This is a genomic window from Bradyrhizobium sp. CCBAU 21365, from assembly GCF_015291305.1.
Lineage (GTDB): Bacteria > Pseudomonadota > Alphaproteobacteria > Rhizobiales > Xanthobacteraceae > Bradyrhizobium > Bradyrhizobium elkanii.
This window is the reverse complement of sequence record NZ_CP030036.1, coordinates 6,665,136-6,684,104: the sequence shown is the minus strand read 5'-3', so window position 1 is coordinate 6,684,104 and position 18,969 is coordinate 6,665,136. Positions and strand designations below refer to the sequence as shown.

Genomic DNA, 18,969 nt, shown 5'->3' with positions numbered 1-18,969 from the left:
AAAAACAAGCGCATCCGGAGCGAACCATGACCGACAAGAGCCACGATCCCAATCAGATGACCGGCGCCGCGATGATCGTGCGCGCGCTCATCGATCACGGCGTGCAGCATGTCTTCGGCTACCCCGGCGGTGCGGTGCTTCCGATCTACGACGAGATCTTCCAGCAGAGCGAGGTCGAGCACATCCTGGTCCGTCACGAGCAGGGCGCCGGCCATGCCGCCGAAGGCTATGCGCGCTCGACCGGCAAGCCCGGCGTGGTGCTGGTGACGTCGGGCCCCGGCGCCACCAACATGGTGACGCCGCTGACCGACGCGCTGATGGATTCGATCCCGCTGGTCTGCATCACCGGCCAGGTGCCGACCCACCTGATCGGCAACGACGCCTTCCAGGAGTGCGACACGGTCGGCATCACGCGGCCCGCCACCAAGCACAATTGGCTGGTTCGCGACGTCAACGACCTCGCCAGGGTGCTGCACGAGGCCTTCTATGTCGCCACCACCGGCCGCCCCGGCCCGGTCGTGGTCGACGTGCCGAAGGACGTGCAGTTCGCGACCGGCACCTATCATCCGCCGCGCAAGTCGGACGTGCACATCTCCTACACGCCGCGCGTCAAGGGCGATGCGACCCAGATCCGCAAGGCGGTGGCGCTGCTCGCCAACGCAAAGCGTCCGGTGATCTATTCCGGCGGCGGCGTGATCAATTCGGGTCCCGAGGCCTCGAAACTGCTGCGCCAGCTGGTGGAGGCGACCGGCTTCCCGATCACCTCGACCCTGATGGGGCTGGGCGCCTATCCCGCTTCGGGCCCGAACTGGCTCGGCATGCTGGGCATGCACGGCACCTACGAAGCCAACATGACGATGCATGATTGCGACGTCATGCTGTGCGTCGGCGCGCGCTTCGACGACCGTATCACCGGCCGTACCGATGCGTTCTCGCCGGGCTCGAAGAAGATCCACATCGACATCGACCCGTCCTCGATCAACAAGAACATCCGCGTCGACGTGCCGATCATCGGCGACGCCGGCAACGTGCTCGGCGATTTGCTGCAGGTGTTCAAGGCGGAAGCCAAGAAGCCGGACATCAAGTCGTGGTGGCAGCAGATCGCGCAATGGCGCGCGCGCAACTCGCTGTCCTACCGGAAGAACAACGATATCATCCTGCCGCAATATGCGATCCAGCGCCTGTTCGAGCTGACCCGCGGCAAGGACACCTACATCACGACCGAGGTCGGTCAGCACCAGATGTGGGCCGCGCAGTTCTTCGGCTTCGAGGAGCCGCATCGCTGGATGACCTCGGGCGGTCTCGGCACCATGGGCTACGGCCTGCCGGCCGCGGTCGGCGTGCAGGTGGCGCATCCGGACAGCCTGGTGATCGACATCGCCGGCGACGCCTCGGTGCAGATGACGATTCAGGAGATGTCGACCGCGGTCCAGTTCGAGCTGCCGATCAAGATCTTCATCCTGAACAACCAGTACATGGGCATGGTTCGGCAATGGCAGCAGCTGCTGCACGGCAACCGCCTGTCGCATTCGTACTCCGAGGCGCTGCCGGACTTCGTCAAGCTCGCCGATGCCTATGGTTGCGTCGGCCTGCAGGCGACCAAGCCGTCCGATCTCGACGGCGCGATCAAGGAGATGATCTCGATCAAGCGCCCGGTGCTGTTCGACTGCCGCGTCGCCGCGCTGGAGAACTGCTTCCCGATGATCCCGTCGGGCAAGGCGCATAACGAGATGCTGCTGCCGGAAGAGGCGACCGATGAGGCCACCGCGAAGGCCTTCTCCGGTGGCAAGGCGCTGGTGTGAGGTGAGGGCGGCTCCCATGTTTGATCTCAACGAGCTCGAGCGCGCGCACCGGATCGTCGGCACCGCAGTGCCGGCGACGCCGGCGCACGCCTGGCCGCTGCTGGCCGAGCGGCTCGGCGCCGAGGTCGTGGTCAAGCATGAGAACCACACGCCGACCGGCGCCTTCAAGGTGCGCGGCGGCCTGGTCTATCTCGAACGGCTGAAGCGTGAGCGGCCCGACGTGCCCGGCATCATCTCGGCGACGCGCGGCAATCACGGCCAGAGCCTGGCGTTCGCGGCAGGGCGTCACGGTGTGCAGGCGGTGATCTATGTGCCGCGCGGCAACTCGGTCGAGAAGAACCGCGCCATGCACGCGTTCGGTGCCGAGCTCGTCGAGCACGGCGACGACTTCCAGGCCGCGCGGGAAGAGGCCGAGCGCCGCGCCCAATTCGCCGGCCTGCACATGGTGCCGTCGTTCCACCCGGACCTCGTGCTGGGTGTCGCGACCTACGCGCTCGAACTGTTCCGTACCGCGCCCGATCTCGACATTCTCTATGTGCCGATCGGGCAGGGCTCCGGCATCTGCGGCTGCATCATGGCGCGCGACCTGCTCGGGCTGAAGACCGAGATCGTCGGCGTGCAGTCGACCGAGGCGCCGTCCTACGCGCTGTCGTTTGCGGCGGGAAAGATCGTCACCACCGAGACCAGCAACACCCTTGCCGACGGCATGGCGACGCGGATTCCGGACGCGGATGCGTTCGCGCTGATCCGCAAGGGCGCCTCCCGCATCGTGCAGGTCAGCGACGACGAGGTCGGGCAGGCGATCCGCGCCTACTGGACCGACACCCATAATCTCGCCGAGGGCGCGGGCGCCGCGGCGCTCGCGGCCGCGCTGCAGGAAAAGAACAGGCTCGCCGGCAAGCGGGTCGGTCTGATCCTGAGCGGCGGCAATATCGATTTCGATCTGTTCCGGACCTGGATCGGGACGGATGCTGCGCCGGCCGCCCAGCGGGCGGTGGCGTGAACAGAATGTAAGGGGACGACCATGAACCAGCCCGCATCCGCCTACTTCCTCGAAGAGCGTCACGATCCCAACGAGACGCATACGCTGTCCGTGCTCGTGCAGAACGAGCCCGGCGTGCTCGCGCGCGTGATCGGCCTGTTCTCCGGCCGCGGCTACAACATCGAGAGTCTCACCGTCTCGGAGACCGAGAGCCAGAAACATCTCTCGCGGATCACGATCGTCACCACCGGCACGCCGATGGTGATCCAGCAGATCAAGCATCAGCTCGACCGCATGATCCCGGTCTACCGCGTGGTCGACATGACGCTGACCGGCAGCTCGATCGAGCGCGAGCTTGCGATGGTCAAGGTGCGGGGCGGTGGCGATCACCGCGTCGAGGCGCTGCGGCTGGCGGACGCATTCCGCGCCCGGGTGATCGACGCCACGACCGAGAGCTTTGTGTTCGAGATCACGGGCAATTCGTCCAAGATCAGTCAGTTCATCGACCTGATGCGTCCGCTGGGCCTGGTCGAGGTGTCACGAACCGGGGTGGCCGCGATCACGCGTGGGCCGGAAGGGATGTGAGTCATGTTGGCGCGCGACTGGTATTACACGCAACGGCGGCAGGTCGGTCTCGATACCGCGGTGGCCTCGATCTATGATGTCAGCGAGGACAGCGATGTCCGTGCCCGCCAGGCGCTGTCCATGCTTGGCGTCAAGCCGGGCTGGCGGATCGCCGATATCGGCTGCGGCAACGGCGTGCTGGCCACCGAGGCGGCGCTGATGGGGGCCGAGGTCGATGCCATCGACATCTCGCCGGCGATGATCGGGCTTGCGGAAATCTATGCGCGCGACCGCAAGGCGAAGATCCGGACCCAGCCGGCCGGCCTGCTGTCGTTCGCCTATCAACCGAATTCCTACGACCTCATCGTCAGCGAGTTCACGCTGCACCATCTGCCGGATTTCTGGAAGGCGGTGGCGCTGTCGCGAATCTTCAACGCGTTGAAACCCGGCGCGAACTTCTATCTGCGCGACATGGTGTTCGTCGGCATGCCCGACGGCGTCGATCGCGATGTCGAAGGTTGGGCCGATTTCTCGATCAAGAATCACGGATTCGAGCGCGAAAGCGTGATCACCCATATGCGCGACGAATACTCGACCTTCGGCTGGGTGATGGAGCGCATGCTGACCGAGACCGGTTTCACGCTGGACTCCGTCGACTACCACGCGCCGCTGCACGGCACCTACCTGCTGCGCAAACCGAAGCCCGACGAACAGATCTAGATCCCGACCGAAACGGAAGCAAAAGAAGAATAACAATGAAGCCGGCCGATGTTGGCATCGCCGTCATGGTCGCGGTGATCTGGGGGCTTGCGTTCGTCGCAAGCCGGATCGCGCTCGATGAGTTTTCGCCGGAGCTGATGACGACGCTGCGCTTCGCCATTGCCGCGCTGCCGTGCCTGTTCCTGCGCAAACCCGGCGTTCCCTGGCCGCTTCTGATCGCGATCAGCGCCACGCTGTTCCTCGGCCAGTTCCTCGCACAGGCCTTTGCGATCGCGCATGGCGTTCCGGTCGGGCTTTCCAGCGTGATCGTGCAGAGCCAGGCGCTTTTCACCATCGCCTTCGCCGCGGTGGCCTTCGGGGAAATCCCGACGCGGACCCAGGCGATCGGCATCGCGATCGCCGCGCTCGGCTTGCTGATGATCTGCGGGACGGTCGGTTACGACTTCAGCGTCGCCGCCTTTGCGATCATCATGATCTGCCCGATCAGCTTTGCGATCGGCAATCTTCTGCTGCGGCAGGCGAACGGCGCGCCGATGTTCGATCTGTTCGCCTGGCTGTGCCTGTCCGCCGCGGTGCCGCTCACAGTGCTGACCTTGATCACCAACGGCCCGCAGCCGACCTGGCATGCGCTGACCCATATGTCGCTGACCGGGCTCGTCTGCATCCTCTGTCTCGGCGGCATCTCGACCAGCATCGCCTACTGGCTGTGGGGCCGGCTGCTCAGGGATTATCCGGCGGCGCAGGTGGTGCCGTTCGCGCTGCTGGTGCCGTTCGTCGGCTCCGCCGCCTCGAGCATCGTGTTCGGCGAGGCATTCGGGCGGCTGCGGTTGGCCGGCATGGTCACCGTGATCGCCGGCATCGCCGTGATGCTGCTGTCGAAGCGGCCAAAAGCTATGCCGAAAGTCGCGTGAGGGTGCCATGTCGAATTCGCTGCTGTTCGCCTTTGTCGTGTTCGCCGTCGTGATGTTCTTCACGCCGGGCCCCAACAACATCATGCTGCTGTCGTCGGGGCTGACCTACGGCTTCCGCCGCACGGTGCCCCACATCGCCGGCATCACGGTCGGCTTCGCCTTCATGGTCGGCGCGGTCGGCGTCGGGCTAGGGGCCGTCTTCCTCGCCTATCCGGTGCTGCAGACGATCCTGAAATATGGCGGCGTCGTCTACCTGATCTATCTTGCCGCCGTGATCGCCCTGGCCGAGCCGCCCTCGGCGGACAAGGACGACAGGGGCGGCCGCGGCCCGATGACGTTCTGGGGCGCTGCCATGTTCCAGTGGATCAATGCCAAGGGCTGGGTGATGGTGATCGGCACCATCACGGCCTATGCGGCGATTGCCGCCTTTCCCTGGAACATCGCGATCCAGGTCGGCTTGAGCCTGATCCTGGGCACGGTGTCCTGCGTCGTCTGGGCGCTGTTCGGGACCGCCTTGCGGCCGATCCTGACCTCGCCCCGGGCGATCCGCGCCTTCAATGTGGTGATGGCCATCCTGCTGCTGGCCTCGCTCTACCCGGTCTTCATGGACGCATGATGCCGCACCGCGCCATGCGAGATGAGGGTTTCCCCTGAGGGGAAAAATGCTCTAGACAACGCCGGAAATTCGCGGGCGCCCGGCGGTTCTGACCTTCCGAAAGCCTGATTCATCGGCCGATTTTGGCCCCCTTCAAACGAGGAAACCACGATGCGAGTTTACTACGATCGCGATGCCGACCTGAACCTGATCAAGGGCAAGAAGGTCGCCATCGTCGGCTACGGCAGCCAGGGCCACGCCCATGCGCTGAACCTGAAGGATTCAGGCGTCAAGGAAGTGGCGATTGCGCTGCGCAAGGGTTCGGCCTCGGCCAAGAAGGCCGAGAACGCCGGCTTCAAGGTGATGGAAGTCGCCGAAGCCGCCAAGTGGGCCGACCTCGTCATGATGCTGACCCCGGACGAGCTGCAGGGCGACATCTATCGCGAGCACCTGCACGACAACATGAAGAAGGGCGCGGCGCTCGTGTTCGCCCACGGCCTCAACGTGCACTTCAACCTGCTCGATCCGCGCGCCGACCTCGACGTGCTGATGATCGCGCCGAAGGGCCCCGGCCACACCGTGCGCTCGGAATACCAGCGCGGCGGCGGCGTGCCCTGCCTGATCGCGATCGCCAAGGACTCGTCGGGCAACGCCCATGACCTCGGCCTCAGCTATGCCTCGGCGATCGGCGGCGGCCGCGCCGGCATCATCGAGACCACCTTCAAGGAAGAGTGCGAGACCGACCTGTTCGGCGAGCAGGTGGTGCTCTGCGGCGGCCTGGTCGAGCTGATCAAGGGCGGCTACGAGACCCTGGTCGAGGCCGGCTACGCGCCCGAGATGGCCTATTTCGAGTGCCTGCACGAAGTGAAGCTGATCGTCGACCTGATCTATGAAGGCGGCATCGCCAACATGAACTACTCGATCTCCAACACCGCCGAATACGGTGAGTACGTCACCGGTCCGCGCATCGTCACGGCCGAGACCAAGGCGGAGATGAAGCGCGTGCTCGCCGACATCCAGGGCGGCAAGTTCGCCCGCGACTGGATGCTGGAGAACAAGGTCAACCAGACCTCGTTCAAGGCGACCCGTGCCAAGCTCGCCGCGCACCCGATCGAGGAAGTCGGCGCCAAGCTGCGCGACATGATGCCCTGGATCAAGAAGGGCGCGCTGGTCGACAAGAGCAAGAACTAAGGCGGAAGTTGCAGGGCGAGCGCGGTTCGCTTGCCCTGCACGCCAAAAGCAAAAAGGGTGGGCGCGTTGCCCACCCTTTTTCTTGTCGCAGTGGCGCGGAGGCCTAGCCGGCCGCCATCGGCTGCTTCTCGATCCTGTTGTGCAGCTGCCAGAACCGCACCGTGCGCTGCGCGGTTTCCAGCGAGAGCCGGCGGTAATCGCGCTGCGCGATCTCGAGCGTCGCATCGTCGAGCGGCAGCGGCAGCGGCCGCTTGCGCAGGATGGTTTCGACCGTCGGCCAGTTGAGCCGCGCCGAGCGGCAGGGGATCAGGATCAGGTCGGAGCGAAGGCCGAGCATCAGGCGTTCGATCATTGCGATCGGCATGTCGTTGAGCACGGCGAGCGCGACCGTGACCTCGTCGAGCTTGCCCTCTTCGGCGAACTTGTAGACGGCCGCATCGTCGAGCTCGTTCAGCTGCTTCATCAGCTTGACCAGCTCTTCGGCGATGCCGTAGTTGCGGCGCGGCGCCGCGGCCTCTTCCTGGGCGATGTCGTTCAGCACCTGGCTGATCTCCTCGCGCGCCCTGGGCGACGCGATCGAAAGCAGGCGGGCGCGCACCGTATCCTTGGCGCGCTGCAGCAGGTCGCGCAGCAGCTTGGCCGGAATGTCGATGCGCAGCCCGAGGATCTCGACCAGCTCGTCGTCGCCTTCGGCGCGGGCGACGATGCTGGAATAGCCGTTGTCGGAGAACTGCGCGCCGGCGTTCTTGGCGAGACGCCGGATCACCTTGTCCTCGCCGCGGTCGATGATCACGTCGGTGACGGAAGGCGGCAGGTTTTCCCGCGCGGAGATCGCGAACAGATGGTCCTGGCCCTTGCTGCTCGCGATCTCGCGCAGCGCGTCGTTCGAGAGGCGGCTGGAGTGGGTCAGCACGTCGCCGGCGACGCTGATGTCGTCGTCCCACGCGAGGTGCTGAATCACCTCGAACGGCGCATAGTCGAGCGGCGCGAGCCGCTTGCTGAGCTCGGCCCGCGCACGGGTCTCGACGCGCGCGACCAAGAGGCAGAGCACGTCGTCGAACACCTTGACCTGTTCATCGTTGAGGCGGTCGCCGTCGTTCAGGAACAGATCGGTGACCTGCCGCAGCGTCTGCACGCGCTTGGCTGATGTCCCGTCCCGGACCGCATCCTCGAGTTCGGCAATAATCGATTGTGACGCCTGTTGCGCCATCGATGGGCAACCTTGTTTTTGTTGAATGAACACCTGTCCGCGCACCATGCAGGGCCCGGTCTTACACCTGCGTTAAGGTGGAACCGGTGCAAATACGGTGTGCGTCGCATCCTTAACAGGCTGCGACCGGACTCGATTCAATGCGCGCTTTCGGCTCAGCGGAAGCTGAGGCCGGTGCATTTTAAGAGATCGTTCAGGACGATACGCGCCGCGCGACGCAAAAGATGTCGATCGACGCTGCACGTCCGCGCAATTGCGTCGAGCCGAGCGGCTCGACGACTAAATCCCGGTCCGGCGGCAGCAGGCGGAGCAGATCGCCCGATACCAGCAGCGGACGGCTGGCCTCCTTGCAATGCGCCTGCAGCCGCGCCGTGACGTTCACGCTGTCGCCGAAATAGGCGATCTGCCGCCGCGAGTCCCCGCATTCCGCGATGACGACCGGACCGGCATGCATCCCGGCCCGAAACGCGGGCACCACGCCGAACTCCTTGCGATATTGATCGGCCCGCTTGGCGAGGCGATCCTCGATCGCGAACACGCAATCGAGATACCGCCGCGATCGCCCGTCGGCATTGGCCGGCCAGGTCACGATCACTTCGTCGCCGACATAGGCGTGGACTTCGCCGCCGTGCGACACGATCGGCTCGTCGATGTCGAAGAAGAAGCGCGTCAGCAATTCCTGCACGCGCAGCTCGCCCATCGACTCCGCTAGCGTCGTCGAGCCGACCAGGTCGAGAAACAGCAACACGCGCTCCTCGCGCACCGGCTGCCGATAGCGTCCGAGCACGATGCCGAGCAGCGTATGCCCGCCGATCATCCGGACCAGCTCGTAGATCGTCGTGATCGGGATCGACAGCAGCAGGCCGACGCCAATGATCTTCAGAAAGGTTTCGCGCATCCACTTGGCTTCGAGCCCATGCCCGTAGAGCACGATTTCCAGCACGATCGCGGCGACCGCAACGATGACGGCGAGGATCACAGAGCGGCCGATCAGCTCGACGATGAGTGATTGCCGCCGCAGCCAACCGCCACGTGCGGCCAGACAGAGATGCGTCGCCCAGACGATCACCGTGAGGGCTGCACCGTCGAGGGCGCTGCGCACATAATTCGAGACGGAGGCCTCGTCGGACTCATCGAAGGCATAGCGAAACAGCCCACCGACGAGCAGGCCGAACATCGCCAAGATGATCACAGGCGTCACGGCGCGCCGCATGGTCCCTCCATGCATATGAAATATCCTGCGCGGACCGGGAAGGCCAGCCGCGGCGCGGCCGGCGGTGACGGGATGCATCGCGGCGGCACTCATGCCGCCGCCGACAAGCAGCGCGAACAGCTGCGCACCGCGCAGCGGCTATGGATACAGTATCGTGACGCCAACTGCCTGTATTACGACCTCGGCGAGGGCACTATCACCCGGCTCGATGCCGGCGAATGCATGCGCAGCATGACCGAAGCCCGCGCCAAGGAACTGGAGAATCTTGGCCATCAGTGAGCCATCTTCCGGAGTCAGGACCGAGGTCATGACTGATGGAAAGAGCCAGGACGAATTGACCCAGCTTGCGGATGAGGCGCTGCGCGCCCAGCCCGGCTGCGAGACCGCGCGCGTGCCGGCGATCGCCGCGCTGCCCGATGCGCAGATCGGGCGCAACTGGGAAATTCCGAACGTCGTGCTCGGCGACAGCCTGATCAGCGACGTCGACCGCGCGGTGCTGTCGGTTCATCGCCAGCTCGGCCGCAGGTTTCACCTGGTGTGAGTTGGCCCGATCTCAGCTCGCCCGCGCCTGACGTGGCGCAGGCCGCCCGGCCATGCTGATCATCCTGAGCGCGAACACCGCGGCGAGCGGCAACAGGAACAGCGCGTAGAGCGGCATCTCGGGAATTCGCTTGCCGAACGAGACCATGAACTGCAGCAGCAGATAGTAGCCGCCGATGAGGTGCAGCCTGCGCCAGGCGCACGAGCCCAGCATCGCAGCGGTGCGATCGAACGAGGTCGCGGTCAGCGCGATGATGAAGGCATAGCCGATGCCGCCGAAGATATAGGAGACCGCCGAGGTCGCGGCGGCGAAGCCGGGCGGATCGAGGATCGCGAAGGCTGCTATCGCGACCGCATGGATGGCGTGCGAGGCCGCGAAGGTGACGCCGAGGTAGCGGCGGTTGCGGCGCTGCCAGTGCGTCCATGCGTTCGGCCACAGCCGCGCCAGCGCCGCTGCGGAGAAGGCAAGGCAGAAGAACAACAGCGAGGTCCGCGCCGTGAAGCGGATCACCATCCGCACGCCCTCGACCTCGAATTGCCGCATCGCGGCGATCCAGATCGAAAGCCCGATCAAGGTGAGCGTGAGCAGGCCAAACAGCCGCCAGCCCTCGAACCAGTTGCGACGCGTCGCCATATCCCGCCTCCCGTTTATGTAATCACCAGTTACATTTCGAGCCCGCGCGCGGTCAATCCGTGTAATCACCGCTTACATTCACAAGCGGGTGATGCTAGTGGTGCGCCATGCGCCGCCCCGCCAAAAGCCCGCCCACCGGCCGCCGGCCCGCCAAGCCGCGTCCGGTCGCGACGGGGGCGCAGGCGGCCAGGCCTTATCACCACGGCGATCTCCGCCGGGTTCTGATCGATGCCGCCATGCAACTGGTCGGCGAGGGCGGGCCGGAGGCGGTCAGCGTGCGCGAGGCCGCGCGCCGGGCCGGGGTCTCGCCGGGCGCGCCATTCCGGCATTTCCCGAGCCGGGACGCCCTGATGAATGCGGTCGCGGAGGAGGCGCAACGCCGCTTCCGCGCCGAGATCGAGGCGGCGCTGGCCGAGGCGCCATCAGGCGATCCGCTCGGCCGCTTTCGCTATCTCGGGATCGCCTATCTGCGCTGGGCGATAAAGAACCCGACCCATTTCGAGATCATCTCCAGCCGCCGTTTCTTCGATCACGACCGCTCGGCCGGGGTTTCCAGCGACAATGCCGAGTTGATCGGCCTGACCGAGCGTACGCTGGCGGAGGCATTTTCAGCCGGTCAGCTTGCGACCCGCGACCTCAGGCAGGTCCAGATCGCCGGCCGCGCGCTGGTCTATGGCTTCGCGCGGATGCACATCGACGGCCATTTGCCGCGCTGGGGTGTCGGCGATGCGGAGGTCGAGCAGATGGCTGCCGACATCGTCGATCTCTTCATCACGGGCATCGCGAGCCACGCCGCGACGGCTGCCAAAGTTTAAGGCATGCGCGCTGCCAGCCGCGGCCAGGCTGGGCAAGGCAAATTCATTGCGCGTTCATGACGATTCAATTACGGTTTTGTGACGCGGCCCAGACACCGGCTGTGCCGCATGCCTCCTGGCCGTTGCCAGTCAAGGCGGTGGCATTGCGCCGGGTTGTATTGCGTCCCGCCCATGGCGCCCGCGCCTCAGCAAAACTCCTCCGTTGCCGCACTGGCCGGCGGTCTTGCCGCGCTTGGCATCTGGCGGTTGATGGCGGTCGCGGCACCGCATTTCGGCGCGCTGATCCTGATGCTGCGCACCGAGACCGATTTCGGCTCGCGGCTTTGCTTCCTGCTCACCTGGGGAATTCTGAACTTCCTGTTCATCGCGCTGCTGCGCCGGCCGGCGCTGTCGGGCGCGCTGTCGCTGACACTGGTCGTCGTGCTGGTGCTGTTGTCGCGGTTCAAGCACGACGTGGTGCAGATGACCGCGAACTTCGTCGACCTGATGGTGATCGACCGCGACACCGCGGCGTTCCTGCTGACGATCTTCCCAAGCCTGCGCTGGTCGATCATCGGCGCCGGCCTCGTCACGCTGCCCCTGATGTACGCGCTGTGGTGGCTCGATCCGTTCCGCATTCGCCGGCTGCCGGCTGCGGCGGCGTGCCTTGCCTGCACCGCGGCGCTCTCGGGCTATGCCTTCGCCTGGCCGGATGAAGCCTGGCGCGGCTATTACGACGACGGCTACCTCTCGAAGTTCGCGCGCTCCGGCGTCACGGCCGTGTCCGATTTCGTCGCCTACGGCTTTATGGAGTCGGATCCGGCCGCGAGCGACCAGCTCAAGATGCCCCTGGTCGATGCCTGCCATCCTGCCGGGCGGCGGCCGAACATCATCATGATCCATGATGAATCGAGTTTCGATATCCGCGCCGCCTCCGGCGTCAAGGTGCCGCCGGGCTATGGCGGCCAGTTCAAGTCCTATGACGGCGTCGAGCGCAAATTCCTCGCCGAGAGCAATGGCGGGCCAAGCTGGTTCACCGAGTACAACGTGCTTGCGGGATTGTCCTCGCGCTCGTTCGGCCGGTTCTCCTATTTCGTCACGCGCATTGCATCGGGACGCGTGGCGCGCGGCCTGCCGCTGGCGCTGCGCCGCTGCGGCTACGACACGCTGTCGCTCTATCCCGCATTCGGCGCCTTCATGAGCGCGCGCAACTTCCAAACCACGACCGGCATCCAGCGCTTCTACGACGCGCATGACCTGCACGCGAAGGACGTCGAGCCCGACAGCTTCTTCTACGACAAGGCGCTGAAGCTGATGGCCGAGCAGAAGACATCAGGCACGCCGCTGTTCGCCTTCGTCTATCTCGCCGCCAATCATTTCCCCTGGGGAACCAAATTCCGTCCCGAGTTGCTGTCGTCGTGGAAGCGGCCGGGCAACACGCCCGCGGTCGACGAATATCTGCGCCGGCAGGCGATGAGCGCCAACGACTATGCTGGCTTCGTCGCGGCGCTGAAGAAGAAGTTTCCGGCGCAGCCTTTCCTGATCGTGCGTTACGGCGATCATCAGCCGGAATTCTCGCCGCAGCTGCTCGATCCCGATCTCGACGAGGCCGGCATCGGCAAGAAGCTGATGGATTACGATCCGCGTTACTATGCGACCTACTATGCGATCGACGCCGTCAACTTCGAGCCGGTGAAGAGTCCGGCGGTGATGGACACGATCGACGCCGCTTATCTGCCGCTGGTGATTCAGGAAGCTGCGGGCATTCCGCTCGATCCGTCGTTCGAGGAGCAGAAGGCCATCATGCTTCGCTGCAACGGCGCGTTCTATTCCTGCAAGGACGGCGCAGAAGCGCGCCGCTTCAACCGTCTGTTGATCGACGCGGGGATCATCAAGGGACTTTGAGCATGCTTCGCCCGCCTTCAGTCAAGGCGGAAGCGATCCATTGTCGCCGATCGCAACTGCGCTGCGATTTCGTCGCGAGTTCCTTCTGACAATCGCTCCGCACATCAAAGCGATCGCATCCTGAACTAGACTAACGTCGGTAGACGAAGGTCGCCCGCGCGAAACCGCGCGCATTACTCATTTGTAATTACGTCGCCGAGATTTGGTCACGATTGGGTCGATGATCGGTCGCGCCGCTGCCACGGTCTTCATCAGCGCGCAGCGTCAAGTCAGCCAATCCCGCCCTTCTTGCAGGAGTGTTTGCCCATGCGAGCGCTCGATGTCGCGCGCCTTGTTGCCGCCTTCGGACTTGCTATCCCCCTTGCCATTCCCTCAGCCTCCGCCGCGGAGCCGCCTCGCGACATCAAGGGGCTCTACATGATGACGGACTATCCGGCCGTCACCATCAGGCCCGGCACCACCTCCAACATCTCGCTGCGTCTGCAGAATTACGATCTCGGCCCGCAGCGCTACAAGCTATCGGTCGAGGGCGTGCCGAGCGGCTGGACCGCGATGCTGCTCGGCGGCGGCCAGCCGGTCGCGGCCGCGATGCCGGCGCCCGACTCCAGCGTGCCGCTGCAGCTTCGGCTCGACGTGCCCGCCAACGCCTCGCTCGCCGAGCAGACCTTGACGGTGAAGGCCGAAGGGCAGGGCAGCGAGGCGACGTTGCCGATCGTGGTCGCACTCGCCAAGGAACTGCCGGCGAAGCTGACGGTGACGTCGAAGCTTCCCGAATTGCGCGGCAGCCCGAAATCGAATTTCGAATACACGCTGACCATCAAGAACGACAGCGGCCGGAACCTGGTCGCAAGCTTCGCCGCGGCGGCGCCGCAAAACTTCGAGACCTCGTTCACCGAGGCCTATGGCACACAGGAATTGTCGTCGATCCCGATCGATGCCGGGCAGTCGAAGGACATCAAGCTCAAGGTGCGGCCGCCGAGCGCGATCGATGCCGGGCACTTCCCGGTCAAGGTCACCGTCAACGCCGAGGATGCGTCGGCGCAGACCGAGGTGGCGCTCGACGTTGCGGGCCAGCCGCAGCTTCAGCTCTCCGGCCGTGACGGGCTGTTGAGCGCGCGTGCGGTCGCCGCCGAGCAGAGCACGATCCCGGTCGTGGTCACCAACAGCGGCACCGCGCCGGCCGACAGCATCGAGCTCGCCGCGACGGCGCCGAGCGGCTGGAAGGTCACGTTCCAGCCCGCCAAGATCGAGCGTCTGGTGCCCGGCAAGGATACCGAGGTTCAGGCGCTGGTGACGCCGAGCGACAAGTCGCTTGCCGGCGACTATCAGCTCGCGGTGCGCGCCACCTCGCGCGGCGAGACGGCGTCGAGCCAGTTCCGCGTCACGGTGAGTACATCCACCGTCTGGGGCATGGCCGGAGCCGGCGTGATCGGCGTCGCGCTGCTGCTGATGCTGGGTGCGGTTGCGAGGTTCGGACGACGATGAGCGAGCAGCAGCACCCCGACGCCGCGACGCGGCTCGAAACCGTCATCGCGGCACGCGATCTCTCCAAGCGCTACGGCAAGACCAGCGTCGTCGACGCCATCAACTTCGACATCGCCAAGGGCGAGGTGTTCGGGCTGCTCGGCCCGAACGGCGCCGGCAAGACCACGACCATCCTGATGATGCTCGGGCTCACCGAGATCTCGGCCGGCCGGGTCAGCGTGCTCGGCTTCGATCCGGCGCGGCAGCCCTTGCAGGTCAAGCGGCGGGTCGGCTATCTGCCCGATGCCGTCGGCTTCTACGATCACCTGACCGCGGTGGAGAACCTCGCCTACGCCGCCAAGCTGATGGGTCTGTCGATGGCCGAACGCTCGCGGCGGATCGCGGCGGCGCTCACCCGCGTGCGCCTGCTCGACGTCGCCGACAAGCGCGTCGCGACCTTTTCACGCGGCATGCGGCAGCGGCTCGGGCTCGCCGAGATCATCGTCAAACGCGCCGAGATCGCCATCCTCGACGAGCCGACCTCGGGTCTCGACCCGCAGGCGACGATTGAATTCCTCGACCTGATCAGGGAATTGAAGGCCGAGGGCGTTACCGTGCTGCTCTCGTCGCATATGCTCGACCAGGTGCAGCGGGTCTGCGATCGCGTCGCGCTGTTCCGGGCCGGAAAGATCGCGATGATGGGTTCGGTGGCCGAGCTCTCGGTCCAGGTGCTGGGTGCGGGCTTCGTCGTCGAGGTCGAGGCCGACGGCGCGGGGATCGCGCGGCGGCTTGCGGCGATACCGGGCGTCGGCAATGTCGAGACGCTCGCCGACGACCGCTTCCGCATGACCGCCGACCGCGACGTCCGGGCCGATGCTGCGCGCGCGGTGGTCGCGGCCAATGGCGCGCTGCGGCGGCTCTCGGTCGACGAGCCGAGCCTCGAGGCGATCTACGCCCATTATTTCCAGGCTACCCCGTCAGGAGGCGTGCGCGATGCGGCGTGAGGGTTCAGCATTCCAGGGCGTCGGTGCCGTCTTCGTCAAGGAGCTATCGGACAATATCTCGAGCGTCCGCATGCTGATGCTCGAGCTTCTGATCGTGCTGACCGCGATGGCGGCGCTCTATGAGGCGATCGCTGCGCTCCGCCAGAATACCGCGGAGGATCCGTTCCTGCTGCTGCGGCTGTTCACGGTGAGCCAGGTGCCGCTGCCGTCCTTCGTCGCCATCCTCGGCTTCCTGATCCCGCTGATGGCGATCGGGCTCGGCTTCGACCTGATCAACAGCGAGCACAACCGGCGCACGCTGTCGCGGATCCTGGCGCAGCCGATCTATCGCGACGCGCTGCTGCTCGGCAAATATCTCGCCGGGCTCGCGACGATCGCGATCAGCTTGACCGCGCTGTGGCTGCTGGTGATCGGCCTCGGCCTGATCTTCCTCGGCGTGCCGCCCGGCGGCGAGGAGATCGCCCGCTCGCTGGCCTTCCTGGTGATTGCGGTCTTCTATGCCGGGGTCTGGCTGTCGCTCGCGATGCTGCTCTCGATCGTGCTCCGCTCGCCTGCGACCGCGGCATTGGTGGCGCTCGGCATCTGGTTGTTCCTGACCGTGCTGTGGCCGATGCTGGCACCGGCGATCGCGCAGGCTATCGTGCCGCCCGATCCGCGCTTTGCCGCGCTCGGTCTCGATACGCCGGGCACGGCGATCTGGACCCAGCTGCTGCAGCGCTTCTCGCCGAATGATCTGTTCGGAGAGGCGATGCTGGCCGTGCTGTCGCCGACCACGCGCACGCTCGGCCCGGTATTCCTCGACCAGATCCGCGGCGCGGTGATGGGCGCCCCGTTGCCGTTCGGCCAGAGCGTGATGATCGCCTGGCCGCAGACGGTCGGCCTGATCGCCTGCACCATCGTGCTGTTCGTCGCCGGCTACGTCCTGTTCCAGCGCCAGGAGGTCAGGGCCTGAGGAGGAGAGCGCGGCCGTTCAGTGGGGCCCAATCTTGTCCCACAGCCAGCGCGCGACGGCGTCGGGCGACGATGATGCGTCATTGCCCGACGCGCGCAAATTCGCCTCGCGCATCTCGGCGATGCCGATTTTGCCGAGCAGCGACCGCAGCGCCGCCTTGAGAGCCTCGTCGTCGCGCCGCTTCGGCGACAGCAGCACGATGGCGTCATAGGGCGGGATGGCGTGCCTGTTGTCGGCGAGCGTGACAAGATCGTACTTCGCGATCAGTCCGTCGCTGGTGTAGCCCGCAATCACGTCGACCTCTCCGGAGGCAACCGCCGCATACATGAAATCCGGCTGCATCTGACGCTGGGCACGGAACGTCAGCCCATAAGCCTTCTGGATGCCGGCCCATTCCGGCCGCGAGAAGAATTCATAGTCGCCGGCGATCGACATCGTCGCGGCGCGCGACGCGAGGTCGGCGATCGAATGGATGTCGAGCTCTTCGGCGCGCTTCCTCGGCATCACCAGCGTATAGGCATTCTCGAAGCCGAGCTCGCCGAGCAGCGTGATGTTCTGCTTCGCCAGCGTCATCTGCAACTCGCCCAACAGCTCGGCGCGGGGTTTGATGTCGGTGTGGTGGAACTGGTTGGCCCACAGCGTCCCGGAATAGTCGACATAGACATCGATATCGCCGGCCGTGAGCGCGTCGAAGATCACGTTGGAGCCGAGGCCGGCGCGGGTCGTGGCCGGAAGCCCGGCCGCCTGCAGCCGCTGCGCGATCAACGCCGACAGCACATATTGCTCGGTGAACGTCTTGGCGCCGACGACGATGCCCGCATGCGGGCGCGCGATCGCGGGCACCAGCGTCGCCGCGATCAGGGCGGCAATACCAAGCCCGCCGAGCGCCGTCCGGATGCGGCCGCGATTGCGCAGGCCGTTCTCGATCAGCGCCAGCAATTGGTCGACCACAAGCGCGAGCACGGCCGCAGCGAAGCAGCCGAACAGCACGAATACCCAGTTCTGGGTCTGCAATCCCGCGAAGATATAATTGCCGAGGCTGGTCTGACCGATCGGCGTCGACAAGGTGGCGGTGCCGATCACCCATACCGCCGCGGTGCGGATTCCGGCCATCATCACCGGCAGCGCCAGCGGAAGCTCGACCATGATGAGCGATTGCCGCGGCGTCATGCCGACGCCCTGGGCGGCTTCCAGCACCGCCGGATCGACTCCCGACAGGCCGGTGATGGTGTTGCGCAACACCGGCAGCATCGAATAGAGCGCGAGCGCCAGCACCGCCGGCAGGAAGCCGAAGGCGGAGAAGCTGAAGCCGAGCCACGCCGCGGTCAACGCGGTGAGCGCCAGCAGCAGGGGATAGAACAACGCGAGCAGCGCGAGACCGGGCACGGTCTGCACGATGCTGGCAAGCCCGAGCAACGTCGTGCGCAGCACCGGCCGGTTGCGAGCGATGATCGCAAGCGGCAGGCTGATCACAAGCCCGAGCGCCAGCGCGGCGACGCTGACCCGCACATGATTGCCGAGATAGTCGGGCAGATGCGCGAGCGCCTCGCCCCAGCGCGGGTCGGATAATAAATTCATGCCGTGTCGCCCCGCGGCAGCAAAGCGCCCAGGCGTTCCGCCTGCCGCCGCGGCGTGCGCATCAGTTCACCGACATAGGCGTCGGTGCTGGCCGAGAGTTCCGCCGGGGTGCCCTGGGCCAGCAGCCTGCCGCCACGCATCACCGCGACACGATCGGCCAGCAGCAACGCCTCGGTCATGTCGTGAGTGATCATGACCGTGGTCAGGCCGAGCTCGTGGTGCAGCGTTCGATAATCGTCGCCGAGCGCGTCGCGGGTGAGGGGATCGAGCGCGCCGAACGGCTCGTCCATCAGCACGATTCGCGGCTTCGCAGCCAGCGCTCGCGCGACGCCGACGCGTTGACGCTGGCCGCCGGAGAGTTCGTGCGGCATACGCTCGCGATATTGTGAGGGGTCGAGCCGCACAAGGTCGAGCAGTTCGTCGACCCGCGCCGAGATCTCCGCCTGCGTCCAGCCGAGCAGATGTGGCGTGATGCCGATGTTGCCGGCGACGGACAGATGCGGAAACAGCCCACCGCTCTGGAAGACATAGCCGATGCGGCGCCGCAGCAGGATGGGGTCGACGCGGTTGACATCTTCACCTTCGACGGCGATCCGGCCGTGGTCGGCTTCGATCAGGCGATTGGCGAGCCTCAGCAGCGTCGTCTTGCCGGAGCCCGAGCCGCCGACGATCGCCAGGAATTCGCCCTCGGCCACGTCAAGCGAGACGTCGTCGACCGCCACCACGCGACCGCTGTCAAAACTCTTGCCGACATGCGCGTAGGCAATCAGCGGCGTTGCTGGCATTCCAGGGCGACCTCATGTCTCACCGTCGTGAACGACAGTGATAGCCCATAAAATGGACTTTGACTCGAGGCGCGCGCCTGCGCCGTGTGGTTTCGCAGGCTGTTCCGGTCGAAGCGGATCACCCC

Annotated in this window: 19 protein-coding genes; 14 read left to right on the top strand and 5 right to left on the bottom strand. The window is 65.7% G+C overall.

Going from position 1 to position 18,969, the window contains the following annotated elements:
- Positions 1–26 precede the first annotated feature (26 nt).
- The 7 genes from XI02_RS31560 (at position 27) to ilvC (ending at position 6,765) form a co-directional block, all read left to right on the top strand.
- Positions 27–1,802 carry an acetolactate synthase 3 large subunit gene (locus XI02_RS31560; RefSeq protein ID WP_016841059.1) on the top strand — a complete coding sequence of 592 codons (1,776 nt, stop codon included), beginning with the start codon at positions 27–29 and terminating at the stop codon, positions 1,800–1,802.
- 16 nt (positions 1,803–1,818) lie between these two features.
- Positions 1,819–2,805, top strand: coding sequence for a threonine dehydratase (locus XI02_RS31555; RefSeq protein WP_172647461.1), 987 nt, complete (start codon positions 1,819–1,821; stop codon positions 2,803–2,805).
- 21 nt (positions 2,806–2,826) lie between these two features.
- On the top strand, positions 2,827–3,369 hold the full coding sequence (gene ilvN, locus XI02_RS31550; RefSeq protein ID WP_016841057.1) for an acetolactate synthase small subunit: 543 nt from the start codon (positions 2,827–2,829) through the stop codon (positions 3,367–3,369).
- Positions 3,370–3,372: 3 nt separating this feature from the next.
- A complete protein-coding gene (locus XI02_RS31545) occupies positions 3,373–4,068 on the top strand; it encodes a class I SAM-dependent methyltransferase (RefSeq protein WP_018272996.1) in 696 nt (231 codons plus the stop codon).
- A 35-nt stretch (positions 4,069–4,103) separates the two neighbouring features.
- Positions 4,104–4,979: an EamA family transporter gene (locus XI02_RS31540; protein WP_172647462.1), complete on the top strand. Its 876-nt coding sequence runs from the start codon at positions 4,104–4,106 to the stop codon at positions 4,977–4,979.
- A gap of 7 nt (positions 4,980–4,986) precedes the next feature.
- The gene (locus XI02_RS31535) at positions 4,987–5,595 is read left to right on the top strand and encodes a LysE family translocator (RefSeq protein ID WP_018272994.1); all 609 of its coding nucleotides are present in this window, start codon (positions 4,987–4,989) and stop codon (positions 5,593–5,595) included.
- 150 nt (positions 5,596–5,745) lie between these two features.
- Positions 5,746–6,765: a ketol-acid reductoisomerase gene (ilvC, locus tag XI02_RS31530; protein ID WP_018272993.1), complete on the top strand. Its 1,020-nt coding sequence runs from the start codon at positions 5,746–5,748 to the stop codon at positions 6,763–6,765.
- A gap of 103 nt (positions 6,766–6,868) precedes the next feature.
- Here the strand turns inward: ilvC and XI02_RS31525 are convergent, their stop codons facing one another.
- Entirely contained in the window at positions 6,869–7,975 is a 1,107-nt protein-coding gene (locus tag XI02_RS31525) for a DUF2336 domain-containing protein (RefSeq protein ID WP_172647463.1), read from the bottom strand.
- Positions 7,976–8,168: 193 nt separating this feature from the next.
- Positions 8,169–9,188 (bottom strand): adenylate/guanylate cyclase domain-containing protein, encoded by a 1,020-nt coding sequence (locus XI02_RS31520; protein WP_172647464.1) that lies wholly within the window; start codon positions 9,186–9,188, stop codon positions 8,169–8,171.
- 9 nt (positions 9,189–9,197) lie between these two features.
- Here XI02_RS31520 and XI02_RS31515 point away from each other — a divergent pair, with 9 nt between their 5' ends.
- Together XI02_RS31515 and XI02_RS31510 are read left to right on the top strand one after the other, a co-directional pair.
- Complete coding sequence (locus XI02_RS31515; RefSeq protein WP_172647465.1) at positions 9,198–9,467, top strand: lysozyme inhibitor LprI family protein; 270 nt, start codon at positions 9,198–9,200, stop codon at positions 9,465–9,467.
- Between the two features lie 28 nt (positions 9,468–9,495).
- Complete coding sequence (locus XI02_RS31510) at positions 9,496–9,729, top strand: hypothetical protein (protein ID WP_069277948.1); 234 nt, start codon at positions 9,496–9,498, stop codon at positions 9,727–9,729.
- A 12-nt stretch (positions 9,730–9,741) separates the two neighbouring features.
- On the opposite strand, the gene XI02_RS31505 is transcribed toward XI02_RS31510, so the two are convergent.
- Positions 9,742–10,362, bottom strand: a complete 621-nt coding sequence (locus XI02_RS31505) for a hypothetical protein (RefSeq protein WP_172647466.1) — start codon at positions 10,360–10,362, stop codon at positions 9,742–9,744.
- Between the two features lie 107 nt (positions 10,363–10,469).
- Here XI02_RS31505 and XI02_RS31500 point away from each other — a divergent pair, with 107 nt between their 5' ends.
- From XI02_RS31500 to XI02_RS31480, 5 genes are all read left to right on the top strand, one after another.
- A complete protein-coding gene (locus tag XI02_RS31500) occupies positions 10,470–11,177 on the top strand; it encodes a TetR/AcrR family transcriptional regulator (protein WP_194483245.1) in 708 nt (235 codons plus the stop codon).
- A 171-nt stretch (positions 11,178–11,348) separates the two neighbouring features.
- On the top strand, positions 11,349–13,061 hold the full coding sequence (locus XI02_RS31495) for a sulfatase-like hydrolase/transferase (protein ID WP_172647468.1): 1,713 nt from the start codon (positions 11,349–11,351) through the stop codon (positions 13,059–13,061).
- A 306-nt stretch (positions 13,062–13,367) separates the two neighbouring features.
- Positions 13,368–14,546, top strand: a complete 1,179-nt coding sequence (locus XI02_RS31490; RefSeq protein ID WP_172647469.1) for an NEW3 domain-containing protein — start codon at positions 13,368–13,370, stop codon at positions 14,544–14,546.
- Positions 14,543–15,529 carry an ABC transporter ATP-binding protein gene (locus tag XI02_RS31485; protein ID WP_172647470.1) on the top strand — a complete coding sequence of 329 codons (987 nt, stop codon included), beginning with the start codon at positions 14,543–14,545 and terminating at the stop codon, positions 15,527–15,529. Before XI02_RS31490 ends, XI02_RS31485 begins: the two co-directional genes overlap by 4 nt.
- Positions 15,519–16,481: an ABC transporter permease gene (locus XI02_RS31480; RefSeq protein ID WP_172647471.1), complete on the top strand. Its 963-nt coding sequence runs from the start codon at positions 15,519–15,521 to the stop codon at positions 16,479–16,481. The genes XI02_RS31485 and XI02_RS31480 overlap by 11 nt, the downstream gene beginning before the upstream one ends.
- Positions 16,482–16,499: 18 nt before the next feature.
- On the opposite strand, the gene XI02_RS31475 is transcribed toward XI02_RS31480, so the two are convergent.
- Together XI02_RS31475 and XI02_RS31470 are read right to left on the bottom strand one after the other, a co-directional pair.
- Positions 16,500–18,059: an ABC transporter permease/substrate-binding protein gene (locus tag XI02_RS31475; RefSeq protein ID WP_172647472.1), complete on the bottom strand. Its 1,560-nt coding sequence runs from the start codon at positions 18,057–18,059 to the stop codon at positions 16,500–16,502.
- On the bottom strand, positions 18,056–18,844 hold the full coding sequence (locus tag XI02_RS31470; protein WP_172647473.1) for an ATP-binding cassette domain-containing protein: 789 nt from the start codon (positions 18,842–18,844) through the stop codon (positions 18,056–18,058). The genes XI02_RS31475 and XI02_RS31470 overlap by 4 nt, the downstream gene beginning before the upstream one ends.
- Between the last annotated feature and the right edge of the window lie 125 nt (positions 18,845–18,969).

Coding starts and splice junctions, on each gene's coding strand:
- XI02_RS31560 (WP_016841059.1), top strand. CDS start 27: ATGACCGACAAGAGCCACGATCCCAATCAGATGACCGGCGCCGCGATG.
- XI02_RS31555 (WP_172647461.1), top strand. CDS start 1,819: ATGTTTGATCTCAACGAGCTCGAGCGCGCGCACCGGATCGTCGGCACC.
- ilvN (WP_016841057.1), top strand. CDS start 2,827: ATGAACCAGCCCGCATCCGCCTACTTCCTCGAAGAGCGTCACGATCCC.
- XI02_RS31545 (WP_018272996.1), top strand. CDS start 3,373: ATGTTGGCGCGCGACTGGTATTACACGCAACGGCGGCAGGTCGGTCTC.
- XI02_RS31540 (WP_172647462.1), top strand. CDS start 4,104: ATGAAGCCGGCCGATGTTGGCATCGCCGTCATGGTCGCGGTGATCTGG.
- XI02_RS31535 (WP_018272994.1), top strand. CDS start 4,987: ATGTCGAATTCGCTGCTGTTCGCCTTTGTCGTGTTCGCCGTCGTGATG.
- ilvC (WP_018272993.1), top strand. CDS start 5,746: ATGCGAGTTTACTACGATCGCGATGCCGACCTGAACCTGATCAAGGGC.
- XI02_RS31525 (WP_172647463.1), bottom strand. CDS start 7,975: ATGGCGCAACAGGCGTCACAATCGATTATTGCCGAACTCGAGGATGCG.
- XI02_RS31520 (WP_172647464.1), bottom strand. CDS start 9,188: ATGCGGCGCGCCGTGACGCCTGTGATCATCTTGGCGATGTTCGGCCTG.
- XI02_RS31515 (WP_172647465.1), top strand. CDS start 9,198: ATGCATATGAAATATCCTGCGCGGACCGGGAAGGCCAGCCGCGGCGCG.
- XI02_RS31510 (WP_069277948.1), top strand. CDS start 9,496: ATGACTGATGGAAAGAGCCAGGACGAATTGACCCAGCTTGCGGATGAG.
- XI02_RS31505 (WP_172647466.1), bottom strand. CDS start 10,362: ATGGCGACGCGTCGCAACTGGTTCGAGGGCTGGCGGCTGTTTGGCCTG.
- XI02_RS31500 (WP_194483245.1), top strand. CDS start 10,470: ATGCGCCGCCCCGCCAAAAGCCCGCCCACCGGCCGCCGGCCCGCCAAG.
- XI02_RS31495 (WP_172647468.1), top strand. CDS start 11,349: ATGGCGCCCGCGCCTCAGCAAAACTCCTCCGTTGCCGCACTGGCCGGC.
- XI02_RS31490 (WP_172647469.1), top strand. CDS start 13,368: ATGCGAGCGCTCGATGTCGCGCGCCTTGTTGCCGCCTTCGGACTTGCT.
- XI02_RS31485 (WP_172647470.1), top strand. CDS start 14,543: ATGAGCGAGCAGCAGCACCCCGACGCCGCGACGCGGCTCGAAACCGTC.
- XI02_RS31480 (WP_172647471.1), top strand. CDS start 15,519: ATGCGGCGTGAGGGTTCAGCATTCCAGGGCGTCGGTGCCGTCTTCGTC.
- XI02_RS31475 (WP_172647472.1), bottom strand. CDS start 18,059: ATGAATTTATTATCCGACCCGCGCTGGGGCGAGGCGCTCGCGCATCTG.
- XI02_RS31470 (WP_172647473.1), bottom strand. CDS start 18,844: ATGCCAGCAACGCCGCTGATTGCCTACGCGCATGTCGGCAAGAGTTTT.